Raw genomic sequence first — 18,980 nt, forward strand, 5'->3', positions numbered from 1 at the left:
CACTTTTGTCCTGACCTCTTTTGCAATTAATTTGCCCTGCCATTTTACGAAGGTAATCTAGGAGTAGCTTAGCTTCTACTAGTTGAATTATAAATTTTACATCCAACAAGGAAAACCTAAAATCTGGCAAGTCCTCTCTCAAATGCAGCAAGATGATTTAAAGAGGCGTTTCGAAGCTGTGTAAACACTATTCTCATGTCAGAAGGTATTTCAAGTGATAAAAATCGTTCATACATAGAGATATTTTCAATTTCCCCCTGTACGCCAGCATTATAGGCGGCTTTAATGTTTTCTGGAGTTGAAACGAATGATAGTGATTCATCTTCAGGTATAGGCACTTGATAGCGTTGGAAAAGAGGTACTAATGCATTGATATGTCTCAATTCTGCTTCTTTAATTTGGGCAAATGTACGAATATATCCCAAATTCCCAAGGATATCATTATATCTTGCTTGTGCTAAATATTCGTCCTGCAGGGCATATGTGAGCATTTGTGGTATGGACAATGAAGAAGAACTTAAAGCACCCTTAGCACCGTAATTTTCAATTTGCCGCGCAGTATGGGTCAGGGGTGATTTTTGCAGTAAATATAAAAACCATACAGCGTGATTTTGTTCGTCTGCAGCGGCACGACGAAATCTGTTTTTAATATAAGTGTTCTGTGCTTTATCTGCTATTTCTAAATAGGAATCAACAGCTTTCTGTTCGTCTTCGAAGGCAAATTCAAGTCCTGCTCTATATTGATCAGGACATTTCTCAATAAACTTATACATTGGTTGTGTCCCTGTTATGCTCATATAGATCGAGCTGAACTCATTCAAATGACGCTTTTCATCTTGTTGAATCTCAAGTATTTTATCTCTCACATCCTGCGCGGGAGCAACTTGCGCTAACTTCTCATAACAGGCAATGGCGCTATATTCAGCGTTAATCGCTTTTTGAATATCATTCATCATTTGTCTATCATGGTCTGAGTAAAGATATTGATTATGCTGAGAAGAGGATTGATTTGAATACATTGCAGATTGTCCTCCTAATGTTGGATTTTCTTTTTATCATATGTTTTTTAGTTTTGTTGGTGTGCAAAGGCATAAGTGGTCAGCCTGAAAGTCAATTAGCTCAGGCAGGCATCCCAAAAAAGAGGGGAATAAAGGGTAACAGAAACTCGGCGCAGCCATCACCAACCTATTTAAAGTAAATTCCTCCTCCTTGCATAACAAGATAATAAGTTTCCCATAATGAAGAAAGGCAGCAGGAATGAGGAGTGAGGCTATGAGCGCAGTTAGTGTAAGAAACTGTCTTGTACATTTGAAGCAGGTTGAACGTAAATTGGCTGAACAGGTGGTAAAAGCTGCAAGTATAGAAGAAAAAAGAATCTATAGTGATGCGATGATTCAGGTTAGTGAAGTGATACAGGATATGAAAAGACGTATCATTAAAATGGAGAAAATAGAAGAGTTTGCAGGAAAGGAGTGAGTAGATGCCGGATTGGCTGATTGTTTTAGGCAGAGGGCTTGCCATGTTGATGGTTTTATTTTTTATGACAAAAGTGCTCGGAAAAAAGCAAATATCACAGTTGTCTTTTTTTGAGTATGTTATCGGGATCACTGCCGGAAGTATTGGAGCAGAGGTTATCACGGGGTTGGACAGAAATTTTTTTCATGGGATCATCGGTATCTCTTCTTTTATTGCCATCCCCTTCCTGGTTGATAAATTATCAATGAAAAATAAGAAGCTGCGTGATTTCTTTGAAGGGAAAGGAACCGTGGTGATTCAAAATGGGAACATTATCGAGAAAAGCTTAAATAAAGAGAAGTATACAATCGACGAATTGATGGAACTTCTTCGGAAAAAAGATGTATTTGACGTTTCAAATGTAGAATTTGCAATCCTAGAGCCAACGGGCGATTTAAATGTCCTGTTGAAAAAGGAAAAAAGACCTTTGACTTCAGAAGATATAGGGCTTGTTACTGATGAGGAAAAAGAGCCGTGCACGATTATCATGGATGGCGCCGTCATGATTAAAACACTAGCTTCAATCGGCAAAGATGAGCAATGGCTGGAAGAGCAGCTGGCAAAGAAAAATAAGAGGGTAGAGGATGTATTTTTAGCTCAAGTTAATTCAGTTGGACAGCTGTATCTGGATCTTTATGATGACAATGCATCTAAAGCACAGACAGATCAGGGGAAAGTAATAAAAGCCATAATGGAAAGATGCAAGGCTGACCTGGACCTTCTGTCTCTTGAATCAACAGACGAAGAAAGCAAGCTGATGTATCAAAAAAATAGTGATAAACTCCAGACCGTGCTTCATGATCTGAAAACATTGAGTAAGCCGATATGAATAAAAAATCATCTGCGTGAATTTAAAAAAATAACTGAATTCACATTCGATTCTGTATCCCGCTTCCTGCCTTTACATGACCATGGGACATGCGTATAATGCGGTCTTGTGATTATAAAAAAGAGCGTTAGGGGGCATTTCGTATGAAAAAAGTGACAAGCTTTTTATTAATGAATCTAGGTGCACTTTTTGTTGCCTTAAATGTTCATTTCTTTCTTTCGCCAAACAGCTTGGCAACGGGTGGAGTAAGCGGGATGTCTATCGTGCTAAACTCCCTTTTTCCTTCAATGTCAATTGGTTTCTTCATGGTGATTGTTAATATCGTGCTGTTTGCACTTGGTGTTGCCTTTTTAGGCTTTCAGTTTGGAACGAAGACCGTCTACACCAGCTTTGCTTTATCGGGCTATGTATGGCTGCTTGATTGGCTTGTGCCAGTCTCAGCACCTTTAAGTGATGATATACTCATACAATTAATTATTGGACAATGTATCGCCGCAATTGGGATGGCCATTGTATTTAATCAGCGCGCTTCAACTGGCGGAACGGATATTATTGCGATGATCATTAATAAATATTTCCGTATTGAAATAGGACGCGCAGTGTTGTTTTCCGATTTAGCTGTTGCCCTATCTTCTGTTTTGTTATTTGGACCGCAGATCGGAATGTATGCATTCTTTGGCGTTATTTTAAATGGCTTAATGATTGATTATACGCTGCAGCAGTTCAATGCAAATAAAGAAGTCGTGATTATCAGTCAGAAAAGCGATTTAATCCGTGCATTTATTGTTGGGGAACTTGGCTGTGGAGCAACGATTCACTCAGCAAAAGGCGCGTTCAACTATGAACAAAAAGAAGTCATTACGACCATTCTCGGACGAAAAGATTTGTCCAGATTAAAGAATTTTGTTGGTTCACAGGATGAAAAGGCGTTTATTACCGTTCATAGTATGAATGAAATACTCGGTCAAAACTTTAAACGGCTTGCTTGATGCTGAACATTTCACCAATGAATGCAGCAACGAAATTTTATAGAAGAATTTTTCTCCGGTGGAACTTCCGACTAAAGGAATGGGCCGCCGGTTTTTTCTATTTTAATGACGCTGATTCCTGGTGCTGGCATGACAAAGAGCTGTTCAAAAAAAATTGAAGCAGCCATTGTAATTTAAAAGAATATTCTCTATAATTAAGTCATATTTTAGATGGTACGGATCGGGAGGTGAAAGAGATGGGTAATGAATTGGCGATTTTCTCAGCGATTTTAAGTTTTCTTACGATCTGCTGTGGAATTTTTCATGCATATACGCACAAAGGGAGCAGTCTGTCCTTTTTTAAGCAAATGCACGAAACTAATTTCATTCAGAGATCTCTTATCGCCTCAAATACCGCAAAATAGAGCAGGAGTATGTCCGAAGCATGCTGAATGACTCGCTCTGTTTACGTAGCTGTGGGGATAAGTAGCCCTATGGCTATTTTTTATGGAAAAGAGGTCTCTCAACAATCGTTCGGGAGGAACTCATGATGATACTATGTCAAATACAATCAGTGAAAAAAGAATATAGCGGGACAACAATCGTTGAAAATCTGTCGTTTACAATAAAAGATCAGGAACGCCTTGGGCTTGTGGGCAGAAATGGCTGCGGAAAATCTACTCTTTTCAAGCTCATCAGTGGGGAAGAAGAGCCTGATGAGGGATTTATTACAAAACAAAAAGACTGCTCAATCGGCTCGCTGGCTCAAATTCCTTCTGTCTCAAAAGAAGTGACAGGGATCGAGTTTTTACAGCAGGCCTACATCCATGAACTTGCGATCCAGGAGAAAATGGCACAGGCAGAGATCGCGTTATCAAAAGAAAAAAGTGAAACTTCAATCACGCGGTTAGTCGAGCAGTATGGTTTGCTGCAGGATGAATTCGAACAAAGAAATGGGTATGAAATTCAATCCAAAATGGATGCAGTGGTAAATGGCCTTAAAATTAGTCATCTGAAAAACAGGACCTTTGAGGAAATGAGCGGGGGTGAACAAACCAAGCTCGGGCTGGCGCTTTTATTATTGCAGAAGCCGGACTTGCTCCTGCTGGATGAACCGACAAATCATCTTGACTTGCACTCAATTGAGTGGCTGGAGCAGTTTATTCAACAGTATTCCGGTGCGGTCGTAATCATTTCACATGACCGTTACTTTTTAGATAAAACCATCACGTCTATTGTCGACCTGGAAGATGGGGAACTAACTTTCTATCCGTGCAGCTATACTGAATTTGCTAAGCGGAAAGAAGAGAAACTGATGCAGGAATTTCATGCATATCAGGAACAGCAGAAAAAAATCAAAAAAATGAAAGAAGCGATTAAACGCTTAAGACAATGGGCGAATGAAGCAAACCCTCCTAATGAAAAGCTGTTTCGAAAAGCAAAAAGCATGGAGCGTGCTTTAGCAAAAATTGAGCGATTGAAAAAGCCGGTCCTCGAAGCAAAAAAGATGAATCTGACTTTTTCATCTGGTGAAAGAAGCGGCAAAGATGTGATTGAATTTGATCAAGTATCCAAGCGTTTTGATGAGCTGCTATTTAACAACCTATCTTTTTCGTTGTTTCATCGTAACCGCATGGCGATCGTTGGGGACAATGGTACCGGTAAATCGACTATATTCAAGCTGATTCTCGGCATGGAGAAGCCGGATTCGGGTTATGTGAATGTAGGAAGCAGCTGCCGAATTGGTTATTTGGCACAGGATGCGCTGCAATATGAAGAAAACGATCGTGTAATCGATTTATTCCGTAAAGATCTTGAGATGCCAGAAGCCGAAGCCAGGCATGTGCTGGCCACTTTCTTGTTCTACGGAGCGGATGTCTTTAACAAGGTATCCGGCTTAAGCGGGGGAGAAAGGATGAGGCTGCGGCTTGCGATTCTTATGCATCAGTCCTGTAACATGCTCTTACTGGATGAACCGACCAATCATCTCGACATTGAATCACAGGAAGTACTCGAGGATGCGCTGAGAGAATTTAACGGAACGATATTGGCTATATCACATGACAGATATTTCTTAAATCAATTGTTCACAAAAATTGCCTGGCTGGAAAATCAGGAAATAACGGTTTTTGATGGGTCTTACGAATGGGCTAAAGAAAAAAGGAAAGAAAGAGTTGTTCATGAAGAAGATTCAAAACAGAAGAGTGACGCGCCAAAAAACACCTCTGTCAGGCAAAAGGAGAAAGTTCCTTCTATTTCCGAGGAAATAAACGAGGAGGAATGGCTGCAAAAGCTCGATCTGCTTGAAAAGAAGCTTGAAAAGCTGGACGAGCAGTTAATTCATGAAAAAAACATGGAAGAGATGCAGCGTTTGTATAAGGAAAGACAATCAACGGAGCGAGCTTATCTTGACTGGTATAAACTTCTTTCATAAGACGTTCAAGATTTTGAACACTTCTTTGTGACCTTGCTTATTTGATCGTGCTATGATAGAAAAAGATCAAAATAGCGAGTGACAAAGGGCGTTTTAAGATGACTAATCCATTATTGGAAAAAGCAGAATCCTTTATTCATCAATATTGCCAGGAGATGAACATAGGGCCGGCAGAAAAAGAAAAAAGGATTGAAGAGGTTCAAAACAGTATCCTAACAACGGGTACCTATTCGCATACTACAAGCGAACTTCAATTTGGTGCAAGAGCAGCGTGGCGCAATAGCAACCGGTGTATTGGACGTTTATTTTGGAACAGTCTTCAGCTGTTTGATGCAAGGGATGCCCTGTCAAAGGAAGAAGTGAAGGAAGCTCTATTTAATCATATAGATTATGCGACGAATGACGGAAAAATCAGATCGACGGTGACCATTTTTGCTCCACGTGAAAAAAATAAGGGTCCTATTAGAATCTTTAACCATCAGCTTATCCGTTATGCGGGCTATGTAAAAGAAAATGGAGAAGTAATTGGAGATCCTCATTCAATCTCTTTCACGCAGTTTTGTGAATCGCTGGGCTGGAGAGGGAAGGGGACAAAATATGATGTTTTGCCGCTTGTTGTTCAATTACATGAAGGTGAGCCCTTTTATTTCAATCTACCGCCTGACATGATAAAAGAAGTGGTAATCAAGCATAGATCCATTCCTGAGATAGATGAACTGCAATTAAAGTGGTATGCTGTTCCGATTATTTCCGATATGAAATTGGAGATAGGGGGAATTGACTATATTGCCGCACCGTTTAATGGCTGGTATATGGAAACTGAAATTGCCGCCCGTAACTTTGCAGATGAAAAAAGATACCATGAACTTCCCTCAGTAGCGGAAAAAATGGGGTTGTCCACTAAGCTGGCTTCAAATCTTTGGAAAGACAGAGCAATCATTGAGCTTAACCAGGCTGTCTTGGATTCTTTCAAGCAGGCCGGTGTAAGTATGGTCGATCATCATACAGCTGGCAATCAGTTTGCCTTATTTGAAGAAAAAGAAGCGCTTGAAGGAAGAGAAGTAACAGGAGACTGGAGCTGGCTGGTTCCGCCTGTCTCACCAGCGTCCTCACATATTTTTCATAAACGATACAAGAACACATGGAATTCTCCGAACTTTCTATATCAGCCGTCCTTTATAAAAAAGAACACTGAACAGAATTTAATTAAAAAGAGCTGTCCATTTCTTTAAAAAGGTATAAAGTATATAACGAATAAAGAGTGTCCCCATAAATAAAATCATGGGGACACTCTTTAATTTGGGCTGTATGATTTTGGTAAAGCATCTGCCTGAAACGAAAATGATCAGGTCGCCTTTAAAAAATAGTCAAATCATAGTTCAGAAGCTAAAATAACTTCTCCTTCAGGTGTTTCGCTTTGGGCATCCGGTTCATGTGAAATCGCGATTTGATTCCATTGTTCTGAATTAAATTCATCTAGTGTAAATACCACAGCTCCGGCCCCGGATTCACTAGCTATAAAAGTACCGGCTCTTTTTGGACTTTCGCCTTCAATTAACCAGACCTGATAAACTTCATCATTAGCAAGCGGTCCCAATGATGAGGCGTTGATCACCACATTCACTTGAGATCCTGTTCTGACGATGGAAGCAGAGGCTGTTGGGTTTTCATCAGATTCACCAGTCGGCGATAACGTTACATATTGAAGCAGCTCATCAACGGTTTCCTGTGATTGTGTTAACTCGGTTGATTGCTGCTGCAGTTCATTATACAAAAATGCATTGCCACCCAGAGAAAGAAGTAAGGCAGCTGCGGCAGGCAAGACCCACTTTGCTGATGAACGTTTAGATGGGGATGATGAATTTGTTTTGGCATTTCCAATTAAAGTTGGTTCAGCAGAAGCGGAATGCTGTTTTGGTTCTTCTTCAGCAAAAACCGCTGATAACACTCTTTCCTTCATTCCTTCAGGCGGTGTTACAGGTTCTGAATCATAAGGAAGGTCTTCAATCAGGCCGTTCCATTCTGCCAACTCTGCCCGGCACTCTGCACAATTCTCGAGATGATCTTCAAATACAGCTTTTTCCTCTCGTGATAAGTGGCCATTAAAATAGTCAATAATTAGATCACAATCAGCTCCGTGATTAGCCATTCGCTTTTCCTCCTTCCTCATGTATATAGGTTTTTAAATGCTTCAGTGCAAGGCGGATTCTCCCTTTTACGGTGCCGAGCGGAAGCCCTGTCCTATGAGAAATTTTTTCATGGGTTAATCCTTGGAAATAAAATAATTCAATAATATGGCGCTGTTCTTTTTTTAATTTTTGAACGGATCTGCGAATAAGCAGTTTTTTTTCTTTTTCTTCAAGCAAGTCACTTGGTGTTTCGGCTGTTTCTCTTAAAGAATCACGTTCTTCAAATTCGACTGCAGGCTTTGAAGACTGCTTCCGCAGGTGATCTAAAGCAGTATTACGGGTCATAGTAAGGAGCCAGGAAGAAAATTTTCCTTTTTCTTCACTGTAAGACGAATGAGAATTCCACAGCTTTATAAAGACTTCCTGTACGACTTCTTCTGCAAGAGTCGTGTCTTTAGTCATACGATAAGAGAATGAATAAATCAGTTTCTGGTAACGATCATATAAGGATTCCAATGCGTTTTTGTCTCGCTGCAATACTTGCTGGTATAATTCAATATCTTGAGGTCCCGACATAACAAACTCCTTTACTGGGCGATTTGATATCCTTATCATACGGGATCAAGAGCTGTTTAACAATTTTCCATGTTAATAAGTAAACGCAGACCATTGTATTTTAGATCACTTTGAGCAAAAGGAAATAGGTTTACCCTGTTTATAAAAGAGTAAACACAAAAAACAGCGATTCCCTGATAGAAAATCGCTGTTTTTTTCTGGTTAAAGAATATTAAACGTTCAACTTTCACACTTCAAGTGATTAACGTGCTATTTTTTGAAGCTTATGGATAACCGATAGGGATTTTCCGGTTCCAATTGCTACAGATTCAAGGGGATTTGGTGCGATATGCACTGGAACTACAATTTCTTCACTGAGCCATTGCTGTACTCCGTTTAATAGAGCACCGCCTCCGGATAATATCACACCGCGGTCTACAATATCACCGCTTAATTCAGGTGGACAGTTTTCAAGCGTAGCCCGAATGGCTTCTAGGATGCTTGATAATGACTCCTGAATCGCTTGCTGGACCTCTTTAGAAGTTAATGAAATGGTTTTTGGAAGCCCTGTTACAAGGTCACGGCCCCGGATTTCCATTTCCAGCGTTTCATGTTCGATAGGCGCATAGCCGACTTCCATTTTTATTTGTTCCGCAGTACGTTCTCCGATAAGCAGATTATAAGATTTACGAACGTACTGAACAATATCTTCATCCATTTTGTCACCTGCAACCCGAATGGTATTGCAAGATACCACGCCGCCGTATGAGATAATGGCTACCTCTGTTGTGCCTCCGCCTATGTCTACAATCACATTTGCTACAGGCTCTCCTACCGGAAGATCTGCTCCGATCGCTGCAGCTACAGGCTCTTCAATCAAATGGACGGTTTTAGCTCCGCTGTTTTTCACTGCATCATGAATAGCACGGCGTTCTACTGATGTGGCTCCTGAAGGTGTGCACACCACAACACTTGGTTTGCGCATAGAAAAACCAAGTTTTTTTCCGATCGTTCCCATAATATGCTTTAACATATCAGTCGTCACATCAAAGTCTGCAATGACGCCATCTTTTAGCGGTCTGACAGCCACGATATTACCAGGCGTTTTACCGATCATGTTTTTTGCATCGATGCCGACTGCCAGAACTTTTTTAGTATTGATATCGATCGCTACTACAGAAGGTTCATTCATAATGATGCCTTTATTTTTACTGTATACCAGAATATTAGCCGTTCCTAAGTCAATGCCGATTTCAGCGTTAGATAGCATGTATAATTCCTCCGATGTAATTGTTATAGTTTTTATGAATCGTATTTTGTCAAAAAGGCACGTTTTATTCATGATAAGCTGTTTTTCTGTCGATTGAAGACAGGGGAAGCAAAATGCTTCAGTTTCCCTTATTCAACCCTCAGCCGAGAAGACTTTTTTGTTTATGGGAAAAACGTTGCCCTGAATACTCTTCCGTGTAGTATAGACTATTTTGGGAGAGAGTTGGAGAGTCGAATGTTGGAGAAATAGAATATTACAAAATAAACGTAATTTTTACAAAGAACGATTCTATTCTAAAGTACTTGTATATAAGGGTTATGAAGTCATTTTAAGATAGATAAAATGCAGTTCTGTAATAAAAGAATAATCCATCTGTAATGAAAAAAACCTGTCATCAAAATTGATGGCAGGTTTTTGTACGGCTCAACTATAGCGTTTAAATGTGTTGCAATAACTCCTGAACCCCTGCAAAAACTGGATTCCTACTAAAATAATTTAAATTAAATCCATTTCGTGTTCTTTATTTACCCCAAATAAGTGTTTTAAAGAAAGGGGGGAAATAGAAGCAGGTGTCTTCCCTCTAAATTGAGTGGTTCTTTAAGAGTAAATAGGCGTATGGTAGGAACTATTCTATTAATTGGTGCTTGTAAAAAATCTTCCTGCGGATCAACTATTCTTTTCATCTTTTTCTGGCAAGGTAAATTGATCAATTTGCTGCTTCATTTCCTTACTCATATGGGATAGAGTACTGATTTGCCCATTCATTTCTTCAAAGGCGCGAAGCTGTTCATCAGTTGACGCATAGATTTCTTCTGTTCCTGCAGCGGTTTGCTCAGACACAGCTGAAATGTTTTCGATGGAAACGGCAACCTGATTTGATTGTGCACTGGATTCTTGCATGCTTTCTACTAATGATCCAAGCTGGTCGTCAATTGCCTTGACCTTTGTTGCGATCATCTGAAAAGCAGCTTCTGTTTCAGTCATCGATTCAAGCTGTTTTGAGGATAATGTTTGTCCTTCGTCAGCTGCATCGACAATGGCTGTGATGCCATTTTGTATGTTTTTCACCATCACTGAAATTTTGTCAGTTGCCTGAGAGGAGTCTTCCGCAAGTTTTTTCACCTCATTGGCTACTACTGCAAAACCTTTTCCTGCTTCACCTGCTCTTGCTGCTTCTATCGCTGCATTTAAAGAGAGCAGATTCGTTTGATCGGCAATACTTCGTACAAAAACAGCTGCTTGCTGAATTTCTCCGGCGTAACCAGTGAACTGATCGATCGCATTTTTAATAGAGAGGGAGGAATGTGCGACTTTTTGTGCATATTGTTCCTGGAGAATAAGGGATTCACGTCCGGATTGAACAGATTGCAGTGCTTCTTTTCCTTTATCAGAGGATTCTCTGCTAATCGTAACGCTTTCCTGAAACGTATGATTCATATTTGTCATCAAATGTGCAGTTGACTGAACATCTTCAGAAATAGAGTAGCTGCCTTTTGCAAGTTCTTCAGTAGAAGCTGCTACTTGAGAACTGCTTACAGCTAATAATGTCATCCGTTCGGAAAGATCCCCGGTAAAGTCGTTTACACGGTCGCCAACTTTTTCGATCGATGTCACAGTATCACGTAAATTTGTAATCATATGACTAAAAGAACGGTTTAAATGATCAATTTCAAATTTTGAAGACCGGTTTGGAGGTAACGTAATAGTTAAGTCTCCGTCGGCAACCCGTTTTGCATGCTCAACCATTTTATTTAAGGGACTTGTAATTCTTTTTGAAATGATTACCGTCACAATTATGGACAACAGAATGATCAATGCCATTGCGACAAGGGAGAATATAACGATAAAATTGATTTTTTGTTCGGTCATTTGTACTTTATTGCTGTGCCAATTGTCTGCCATACTGTCGAGCAAATAAACATCGTTTGTAATGCCCGCCATTCTAGAGGCTTGTCTGCTTGTTTCAGATACTGAGCCCTGGTCGAGCGCTTCTCCTGCATCAAATAGTAATTCATCATATTTACTTTTTATCGTTTCAAGCTGACGTTTTAGATCCTCTGTAGGCAAAATGCCGCCAAGACTGTCTATGTTTTTTTCCGTTTCCATCAGCTGATTTTGGGTATTCAGCCTGTTGCTTTCATTTGGACTGAGTGAGAAATTCGCAAGAGACTGCTGGGAGATTAAAAGCTCACTATTTAATGATTCGATCTCTAAAAGAACGGTCACATCTTCTTCAGAGGCTGAGTTTACTGAAATCATTTGATAGACAATGGTCGCAACAATAATCGTTGAGAGAACAAGAGGGATGAAAGCTAATAAAAATAAACGATTACGTAATGCCAATTTAATTCCCTCTTTTCAACTGATCCGGAACTATTATGTCACCGGAAATAATTTTTTTTCGTGCATCAATCAGCTTCGCCTGCTGTGTGACGGTTAATTCTGTCAGTCTGACTTCAGCAAGGGTCACCCCATTTTCTGCCAGCCCTAATTTGTAGTCAGTCTTTTCATCTGAACCTTCCACCAGCGCTTCCACTAAATCATATACAGCGATGTCTACATTCTTCATCATAGAGGTCACAACCGCCTTTTCAGCAACGTAAAATTGGTCGCCGTCAACACCAGCGGCAAAAATACCCTCTTCTTGAGCTTTTAATATTGCCCCGATTCCTGTATATCCTGCAGCAGGATAAAGAAAATCAGCGTTTTTGTTAATTTGCTCTGAGGCTAATGTTTCACCAAGTTTTGCGTCTCCAAAATCACCTGCGTAATCTGCGATGATTTTTATATCCGGATCAGCGTAAAGTGCCCCGGCTGTGTATCCTGCTTCAAAACGATGAATCACTTCAGCATCCATTCCGCCGATAAAGCCAATCACACCCGTCTTACTCGTCATGGCAGCGACTACACCAACAAGAAAGCTTGCTTCATGCTCCTTAAACGTCATGGACATCACATTGGCAACATCTGAGGATCCGTCAATTAAAAGAAAGGACTGCTCAGGATTTTCCTCTGCGACTTTTTCAAGTGCTTCTTGAACGGAGTAGCCAAGACCAATTATCAAGTCCATGTCTTGCGCTGCTAATTCATTAAGCTTTTCTTCATAATTACCATCCGGTGCTTCACGATAGTCAAAGCGGATTCCTAATTCATTTCGTGCCCTTTCAAGTCCTTTGAAAGCTGCATCGTTGAAGGATCCATCTCCAAGCCCTGTATCCGACAGCAAAATGCCGATTGTGGCTTCAAAAGAGGTGCTCTGCGCTTTTGGCTGGTCTAATTGACAGCCGGAAAGCAATGTAACGAATAGGCTCATTGAAAGCGCCCATGATAAAATTTTCATTTAAATCCCCCATCATACTATGTAATTGCCAACGAAAGTACCTGAAAATGATTTTTAAACTAAATCTATTTTACTAGAAAAAAAGCCATTAACATAGTGTATATTATGAAAAAATACTCATATTCCTTTAATATACTTTAATAATATCGACAAAAAAATCCCAACCTTTAGAGGACGGGATAAGTTTAGTGAACAATTAAAGATGTTTTTTTGAGAAAAATTGTGCCAGCTCCTGGCTGTGAAGCTTTCTCGCTTTTCTGTGAGACGCTCTATTTTCTGCGGTTTCATTCAGCCATTTTTCCTCCTCTGACTCAGGTACAATTTGCGGTACCCTTGAGGGCTTCCCATCTTCAGTCAAAGCGACAAAAGTTAGAAAAGAAATGGCAGCGACCGATTCTTCACCGGTTAAAAGCTTTTCCGTCGTTACCCTGACAAACACCTCCATAGAACTTTTTCCTGTGTACGTGACAAATGCTTCAAGTGTAACGGCATCTCCAACACGAATAGGTTTTAAAAAGTCTACAGAGTCAGTGGAAGCTGTAACGACTGAAGCCCTGGCTAGTTTTGTTGCAGCGATGGAAGCCACATTATCAATATAAGCCATCAGCTTTCCGCCGAATAGTGTCCCATGGTGGTTGGTATCAGGGGGAAGAACGTGACTGGTTTGAATAGTGCGTGTTTCACTCATGTATTTTTGATTTTGCATTGGATCGGCTCCTTTTACTGTTAGGGGATAATGGGATAATTTAGTTGGTTGCTTGTGCTGTCAGGAAAGGGTATTCGTTAGGAATAACGTTTTTCTAAATTTAAACCAGGTAGAGAGGAAAAAAACATTGGCACATGGCCAATGTTTATGGTTTTGGATCTATTTTTTCAGCATCTTTTGTATTTAAAGGGATCCTTAGAAAATACATCAGTGCGCCGCCTACAAGTCCAATCAGTGCAACAAAGCCAATTAAAGTTGCTGTCATTTCAGGCATCGTGTTCAGCCTCCTCTCAAATTGAATAAGTCTCATTATGTTCTTAAGTATAAGGGATGGAGGACCAAATAGTAAAATTTTTTATTTATCGTCTGCCAAGGCATCCTCACGACTGTGCGTGTGAAACAGGGGTAGAAGGGCAAAATAACAAAATGCCCCTGCACGAGCAGGAGCATTTTCAATAGGTGTAGATTGTTAATAGTAGCTCACGGTGATTAAAAAGCCCAGTCGCCGTTTTTGAAGACGGGTTCTGCTGTGCCATCTTCTTTAATTCCATCGATGTTCATTTTATCTGAGCCAATCATAAAATCAACATGTGTAATACTGTTATTCAGTCCGCTGCTTGAGAGTTCCTCTTCATTCATTGTTTTTCCGCCTTCAACACAAAATGCGTAGGCGCTGCCAATTGCAAGATGATTTGATGCATTTTCATCAAACAGCGTATTGTAAAACAAAATATTTGATTGAGAGATCGGTGACTGGTGAGGAACTAACGCCACTTCTCCAAGGCGGTGAGAGCCTTCATCGGTGCTGATCAATTTCTTTAGAATTTGTTCGCCTTCATCTGCTTTTACATCCACAATTTTTCCGTTTTCAAAGGTCAGCGTAAATCCATCAATAATATTTCCGCCGTAGCTAAGCGGTTTCGTATTGGTAACTGTACCATTGACCCCATCTTTATGGGGAACCGTAAATACTTCTTCAGTAGGCATATTAGCCATAAATGTGTGACCTTTTTCATTTATACTGCCAGCGCCGGCCCAAAGATGGCCTTCAGGAAGTTCAATTGTTAAATCTGTGCCTGGAGCTGTGTAATGCAGTTTTTTATAGCGTTTATCATTTAAATAAGCTGCTTTTTCATGAAGTGTTTCATCATGCTCTTGCCAAGCTGCTACAGGATCAGCCTGATCAACCCGTACCGCTTTGAAAATGGCGTTCCATAGAGATTCCACTGCGTCTTCTTCTGAATGATCAGGGAACACTTTTTTCGCCCAGCCTGTAGATGGAGCGGCTATGACTGTCCAGCTTACTTTGTCGGATTGAATGTATTTTCGATATTGGGAAAGCGCCTTGCCTGCAGCCTGCTGGAAGGAAGAAATTTTTTCAGGGTCAACCCCTTTTAACAAGTCAGGGCTGGCTGAAACAATATTCATAAAAGCTGCACCTTCTTGAGCCATTGATTCCCGCTCAATACGCTTCCATTCAGGAAATTCGCTGAATGAATCTTCAGGTGCCAGATCATAGCGCATGCGGCTTACTTCATCATCTGCCCAGTCTACGAAAACCTGTCTCGCTCCTGCTTCATATGCTTTTTTTGTAACAAGTCTTACAAATGGTGCGTTTTCAATAGTAGCGCCAATATACAGCCACTGGTCAGGCTGAATATTTACGCCTACTTTTACAGCAAGATCAGCATACTTTTCTAATAATTCCTGATGAGTCATAACTTTGTCTCCTTTTATGTAAATAGATTCATGTCTATTTTATCAATTAATTTAAATAAATCAAAAAAAGAGCCGTCTTAACATGGAAGAAAAGAAAAATCTAAAATGACAAACATTTCTACCGATATATAAATAGTAGGCATGAAATCTGTGAATGTAGGTGAAATGATTGGATAAGTCCACAGTATTTGGAATTATATTTGGATTTTTAGTTATTGGAATCGGTATTGTTCTTAAAGGTGTAGAGCCGAGTGCTCTTTTAAATGGACCGGCTATGATGATTATTATTTTAGGAACGGCTGCTTCTGTCACCATTGCTTTTCCGACGTCGGAATTAAAGCGTGTTCCAAAGCTTTTTGGCATCCTGTTTAAAGAAAATAAATCGACAGATGTTAAGAAAATTATCCGGATGTTTGGGGAGTGGGCGGAGCTGGCAAGAAAAGAAGGCTTGTTGGCGCTTGAAACAAAAACGGATGAAATTGAAGATTCCTTCTTAAGAAATGGTCTTGGCCTGGCGATTGACGGGCAAAACGCGGATTATATTAGAGATGTGCTGTCAGAAGAAATTGATGCGATGGAGGAGCGGCATCTGTCAGGTGCGTCAATCTTTACTCAGGCAGGTACGTATGCTCCTACACTGGGAGTGCTTGGTGCTGTTGTAGGTTTGATTGCTGCACTGGGTGATATGAATGATACAGAGGCCCTCGGTCATGCCATTTCAGCTGCTTTTATTGCGACCCTATTGGGGATTTTTACGGGCTACGTTTTGTGGCATCCATTTGCCAACAAGCTTAAACGAAAATCAACGAATGAGGTAATGATAAAAAATATGATGATTGAAGGGATTTTATCGGTTCTGGAAGGAGAGGCGCCTAGAGTCATCGAACAAAAGCTTGCATCTTATCTGCCAGCGAAAGAAAGAGAAAAGCTAATGGATGAAAGCGGGGCGGTTGAGAGTGTCGAGGCGTAAAAAGAAGCATAAGCATGAAGAGCATGTAGATGAATCCTGGCTCTTGCCCTATGCGGATCTGTTAACCTTACTTTTAGCCCTTTTTATTGTTTTATTTGCAAGCAGCAGCGCAAACGAAATGAAATTCCAGCAAATGTCGCAGGTTTTTAGTGATATTTTTTCAGGCGGGGAAAATGTTCTCGACTATGCAAGCTTAATCGAAGAAAACGACGAAGAAGATCAGATTGACCCTGTTGACGGAGCGAATGAAACAGATATGAATTTGACTGAGGCAGAAGCAATGGTCAAGGAAATTTTAGATAGTCAGGAAGAGCGTGATTCCGCTGTAGCAAAAGATCAAGAAGAATTAATGCAAATACAGCGGGCAATTGATAAATATATCGAGGAAAATAATTTGGATGAACAATTTGCTACACAGTTATTGGATGAAGGACTTTTGCTGACCATCCGGGATAATGTTTTATTCGCATCAGGATCAGCAGCTGTTCAGGATTCATACAGCGGGGCTGCAGAAGAAGTTGCACAGCTGCTTGAGTTTGATCCTCCACGGAATGTAATCATATCGGGGCATACAGATAATGTGCCCATTGGAAGTGCTGATTTCAGCTCTAACTGGGAATTAAGCGTAATGAGAGCAGTCAATTTCATGAAGCTTGTAATCAATAATCCCAACCTTGATCCACAATGGTTTAGTGCGAAAGGATTTGGAGAATACCAGCCTATTGCTTCAAATGATACTGAAGCAGGAAGAGCGCAAAATAGAAGGGTGGAAATACTTATTTTGCCCCGGATTTCAGCTGATGAGGTCAGTCTTGGGAATTAATTAGAATTCCTTTCTGCTATAAAATACTTAAACCATAGTTATTAAATTCATATCAGAATGCCTTCACGAACAATAGATTTGTTCATGAGGGTTTTTTTGTATAAAGAAATAAGTTTAATGGAATGGAAGGAAGTTCATCTGTGGGCAGTTTAATATGAACAGACAAAAATTAGTACTATTAAGTTCATTTCATACGTGCAGTAACTGGTATTCATACCTTAATATCCTATAATGTGACAAAAATTATCAATTTACTTGTTTAGTTTATAAATAGGTAGGGAAAACGAGTTATTAGAAAACTTTACATAACTAATTATACTTAAAGGGGGAGAATTATTTGGAAGGATTTTTAGAAGGAGTTGCTTCTTTTTCAGAGCAGCTTTGGGGATATCCATTAATTGCTATTTTACTATTTTCGGGCATTTTTATGACCGTAAAGCTGGGGTTTATTCAATTTCGCCATCCTATTTATATTTTTAAGCAAACATTTGGAAGCATCTTTAAAAAACCAAAGGGCGAAGGAACGGTAACACCTTTTCAGGCTTTGACATCGGCTCTTTCCTCTACTGTGGGTGCAGCTAATATTGTCGGAGTGCCTGCAGCGATCATGTTTGGGGGGCCTGGTGCAGTTTTCTGGATGTGGGTGATCGCTTTAATCGGAATGTCACTTAAATTTTCAGAAAGTGCACTGGCAGTTCATTACCGTGAAAAAAATGAAAAAGGTGAATTTGTCGGTGGTCCCATGTACTACATGACAAAAGGGCTTGGGATGAAATGGCTCGGAATTTGGTTCTCCTTCGCATTAATGCTTGAATTAATTCCGAGTATTATGGTGCAGGGGAATTCATTATCGAGTACCGTTGAAGAGTCTTTTAATATTCCCGCTCTTTGGACAGGAATAGCGGTCGCTGTAATTGTAGGAATTATTGTGTTTGGCGGTATCAAAAGAATCGGTCAGGTGACGCAAGTATTTATTCCATTTATGGCACTTGTATACGTTGGAGGGGCACTTGTAATTTTATTCATGAATTTGAACATGCTCCCTGAATTTTTCAATTTGATTTTTTCAAATGCATTTTCTCCTGCTCCGGTAGTAGGCGGATTCGCAGGTGCAGCGATTGTAGATGTTATACGATGGGGATTTGCCCGCGGTTTGTATTCCAATGAAGCGGGTCTGGGTACAGCGCCTATGGCTCACGCAGCTGCACAAACGGATCACCCGGTACGCCAGGCATTCTGGTCGATTGCAGGAATTGTAGTGGATACTTTAGTTATTTGTACAGCAACCGCTTTTGTCGTGCTGTCTTCCGGAGTATGGACAGGGGAGAATGCGATGGAAAACAGCAGCGCACTCACCACAATTGCTTTTGAAAGTTACTTCGGTACTTTTGGCAGCATTCTCGTGACAGTATCACTCATATTCTTTGTTCTTTCAACAATACTGGTCATTATTTTCTATGGAGCCAAGCAAGCCGAGTTTCTATTTGGCTTAAAGGCTTCTTATGCAATTCAATTCGTCTATTTAGCAGCCATTGTTTTCGGAGCAGTTGGAGCTGCAGAAGTGATCTGGGGCTTCCTGGACATTATGCTCGCTGCCATTTTAATACCGAACTTAATTGCCGTCCTTCTATTGAGCAACAAAGTAAAAGAGCTTAAACACGAATTCTTTACTTCTGATGAATATTATTTAAAAGATATCCGTAAAAAGTAAGAAAAAGCGTA

The 18,980-nt window shown here is 40.2% G+C and carries 18 protein-coding genes; 9 read left to right on the top strand and 9 right to left on the bottom strand.

What is annotated here, in order from left to right; all coding sequences use genetic code 11:
- Positions 1-116: 116 nt before the first annotated feature.
- Positions 117-1,019, bottom strand: a complete 903-nt coding sequence (locus KR50_RS11630; protein WP_052477043.1) for a ferritin family protein — start codon at positions 1,017-1,019, stop codon at positions 117-119.
- Positions 1,020-1,272: 253 nt separating this feature from the next.
- Here KR50_RS11630 and KR50_RS11640 point away from each other — a divergent pair, with 253 nt between their 5' ends.
- The 6 genes from KR50_RS11640 (at position 1,273) to KR50_RS11660 (ending at position 6,978) form a co-directional block, all read left to right on the top strand.
- A complete protein-coding gene (locus tag KR50_RS11640; protein ID WP_041058599.1) occupies positions 1,273-1,476 on the top strand; it encodes a hypothetical protein in 204 nt (67 codons plus the stop codon).
- Between the two features lie 4 nt (positions 1,477-1,480).
- Positions 1,481-2,344: a DUF421 domain-containing protein gene (locus KR50_RS11645; RefSeq protein ID WP_041058602.1), complete on the top strand. Its 864-nt coding sequence runs from the start codon at positions 1,481-1,483 to the stop codon at positions 2,342-2,344.
- Positions 2,345-2,487: 143 nt separating this feature from the next.
- Complete coding sequence (locus KR50_RS11650; RefSeq protein ID WP_041058605.1) at positions 2,488-3,333, top strand: YitT family protein; 846 nt, start codon at positions 2,488-2,490, stop codon at positions 3,331-3,333.
- 236 nt (positions 3,334-3,569) lie between these two features.
- Positions 3,570-3,737, top strand: coding sequence for an RAxF-45 family protein (locus KR50_RS18910; protein WP_408606153.1), 168 nt, complete (start codon positions 3,570-3,572; stop codon positions 3,735-3,737).
- 125 nt (positions 3,738-3,862) lie between these two features.
- Complete coding sequence (gene abc-f, locus KR50_RS11655) at positions 3,863-5,746, top strand: ribosomal protection-like ABC-F family protein (RefSeq protein WP_041058607.1); 1,884 nt, start codon at positions 3,863-3,865, stop codon at positions 5,744-5,746.
- Positions 5,747-5,844: 98 nt separating this feature from the next.
- Positions 5,845-6,978 carry a nitric oxide synthase oxygenase gene (locus tag KR50_RS11660; RefSeq protein WP_041058609.1) on the top strand — a complete coding sequence of 378 codons (1,134 nt, stop codon included), beginning with the start codon at positions 5,845-5,847 and terminating at the stop codon, positions 6,976-6,978.
- Between the two features lie 140 nt (positions 6,979-7,118).
- On the opposite strand, the gene KR50_RS11665 is transcribed toward KR50_RS11660, so the two are convergent.
- The 8 genes from KR50_RS11665 to KR50_RS11695 form a co-directional block, all read right to left on the bottom strand.
- Complete coding sequence (locus KR50_RS11665; RefSeq protein WP_041058612.1) at positions 7,119-7,895, bottom strand: anti-sigma factor; 777 nt, start codon at positions 7,893-7,895, stop codon at positions 7,119-7,121.
- Positions 7,888-8,451, bottom strand: a complete 564-nt coding sequence (locus KR50_RS11670) for an RNA polymerase sigma factor (RefSeq protein WP_041058614.1) — start codon at positions 8,449-8,451, stop codon at positions 7,888-7,890. The genes KR50_RS11665 and KR50_RS11670 overlap by 8 nt, the downstream gene beginning before the upstream one ends.
- A gap of 241 nt (positions 8,452-8,692) precedes the next feature.
- Entirely contained in the window at positions 8,693-9,700 is a 1,008-nt protein-coding gene (gene mreBH, locus KR50_RS11675; protein WP_041058617.1) for a rod-share determining protein MreBH, read from the bottom strand.
- 666 nt (positions 9,701-10,366) lie between these two features.
- Positions 10,367-12,043, bottom strand: coding sequence for a methyl-accepting chemotaxis protein (locus KR50_RS11680; protein ID WP_041058620.1), 1,677 nt, complete (start codon positions 12,041-12,043; stop codon positions 10,367-10,369).
- A 1-nt stretch (position 12,044) separates the two neighbouring features.
- Entirely contained in the window at positions 12,045-13,040 is a 996-nt protein-coding gene (locus KR50_RS11685) for a BMP family lipoprotein (RefSeq protein ID WP_041058623.1), read from the bottom strand.
- Positions 13,041-13,236: 196 nt separating this feature from the next.
- Positions 13,237-13,746 carry an acyl-CoA thioesterase gene (locus tag KR50_RS11690; protein ID WP_041058626.1) on the bottom strand — a complete coding sequence of 170 codons (510 nt, stop codon included), beginning with the start codon at positions 13,744-13,746 and terminating at the stop codon, positions 13,237-13,239.
- 145 nt (positions 13,747-13,891) lie between these two features.
- Positions 13,892-14,020 (bottom strand): hypothetical protein, encoded by a 129-nt coding sequence (locus tag KR50_RS18820; RefSeq protein ID WP_269746072.1) that lies wholly within the window; start codon positions 14,018-14,020, stop codon positions 13,892-13,894.
- Between the two features lie 215 nt (positions 14,021-14,235).
- Positions 14,236-15,465 (bottom strand): aminopeptidase, encoded by a 1,230-nt coding sequence (locus KR50_RS11695; protein ID WP_041058629.1) that lies wholly within the window; start codon positions 15,463-15,465, stop codon positions 14,236-14,238.
- Between the two features lie 169 nt (positions 15,466-15,634).
- Between KR50_RS11695 and motA the strand changes: the two genes are divergently transcribed.
- The 3 genes from motA to KR50_RS11710 all read left to right on the top strand — a co-directional run bounded on the left by motA (position 15,635) and on the right by KR50_RS11710 (position 18,969).
- The gene (gene motA / locus KR50_RS11700; protein WP_041058632.1) at positions 15,635-16,435 is read left to right on the top strand and encodes a flagellar motor stator protein MotA; all 801 of its coding nucleotides are present in this window, start codon (positions 15,635-15,637) and stop codon (positions 16,433-16,435) included.
- Positions 16,422-17,258, top strand: a complete 837-nt coding sequence (motB, locus tag KR50_RS11705; protein WP_041058635.1) for a flagellar motor protein MotB — start codon at positions 16,422-16,424, stop codon at positions 17,256-17,258. Before motA ends, motB begins: the two co-directional genes overlap by 14 nt.
- A gap of 337 nt (positions 17,259-17,595) precedes the next feature.
- On the top strand, positions 17,596-18,969 hold the full coding sequence (locus KR50_RS11710) for an alanine/glycine:cation symporter family protein (protein ID WP_041058636.1): 1,374 nt from the start codon (positions 17,596-17,598) through the stop codon (positions 18,967-18,969).
- Positions 18,970-18,980 lie beyond the last annotated feature (11 nt).

The organism is Jeotgalibacillus campisalis (genome assembly GCF_000829515.1).
Classification (GTDB): Bacteria; Bacillota; Bacilli; order Bacillales; family Jeotgalibacillaceae; genus Jeotgalibacillus; species Jeotgalibacillus campisalis.

Bases quoted from the DNA above. Each gene is read 5' to 3' on its own strand.
- KR50_RS11660 (WP_041058609.1), top strand. From the start codon at position 5,845: ATGACTAATCCATTATTGGAAAAAGCAGAATCCTTTATTCATCAATAT.
- KR50_RS11640 (WP_041058599.1), top strand. From the start codon at position 1,273: ATGAGCGCAGTTAGTGTAAGAAACTGTCTTGTACATTTGAAGCAGGTT.
- KR50_RS11695 (WP_041058629.1), bottom strand. From the start codon at position 15,465: ATGACTCATCAGGAATTATTAGAAAAGTATGCTGATCTTGCTGTAAAA.
- KR50_RS18820 (WP_269746072.1), bottom strand. From the start codon at position 14,020: ATGCCTGAAATGACAGCAACTTTAATTGGCTTTGTTGCACTGATTGGA.
- KR50_RS11650 (WP_041058605.1), top strand. From the start codon at position 2,488: ATGAAAAAAGTGACAAGCTTTTTATTAATGAATCTAGGTGCACTTTTT.
- KR50_RS18910 (WP_408606153.1), top strand. From the start codon at position 3,570: ATGGGTAATGAATTGGCGATTTTCTCAGCGATTTTAAGTTTTCTTACG.
- mreBH (WP_041058617.1), bottom strand. From the start codon at position 9,700: ATGCTATCTAACGCTGAAATCGGCATTGACTTAGGAACGGCTAATATT.
- KR50_RS11685 (WP_041058623.1), bottom strand. From the start codon at position 13,040: ATGAAAATTTTATCATGGGCGCTTTCAATGAGCCTATTCGTTACATTG.
- abc-f (WP_041058607.1), top strand. From the start codon at position 3,863: ATGATACTATGTCAAATACAATCAGTGAAAAAAGAATATAGCGGGACA.
- KR50_RS11690 (WP_041058626.1), bottom strand. From the start codon at position 13,746: ATGCAAAATCAAAAATACATGAGTGAAACACGCACTATTCAAACCAGT.
- KR50_RS11645 (WP_041058602.1), top strand. From the start codon at position 1,481: ATGCCGGATTGGCTGATTGTTTTAGGCAGAGGGCTTGCCATGTTGATG.
- KR50_RS11665 (WP_041058612.1), bottom strand. From the start codon at position 7,895: ATGGCTAATCACGGAGCTGATTGTGATCTAATTATTGACTATTTTAAT.
- KR50_RS11630 (WP_052477043.1), bottom strand. From the start codon at position 1,019: ATGTATTCAAATCAATCCTCTTCTCAGCATAATCAATATCTTTACTCA.
- KR50_RS11670 (WP_041058614.1), bottom strand. From the start codon at position 8,451: ATGTCGGGACCTCAAGATATTGAATTATACCAGCAAGTATTGCAGCGA.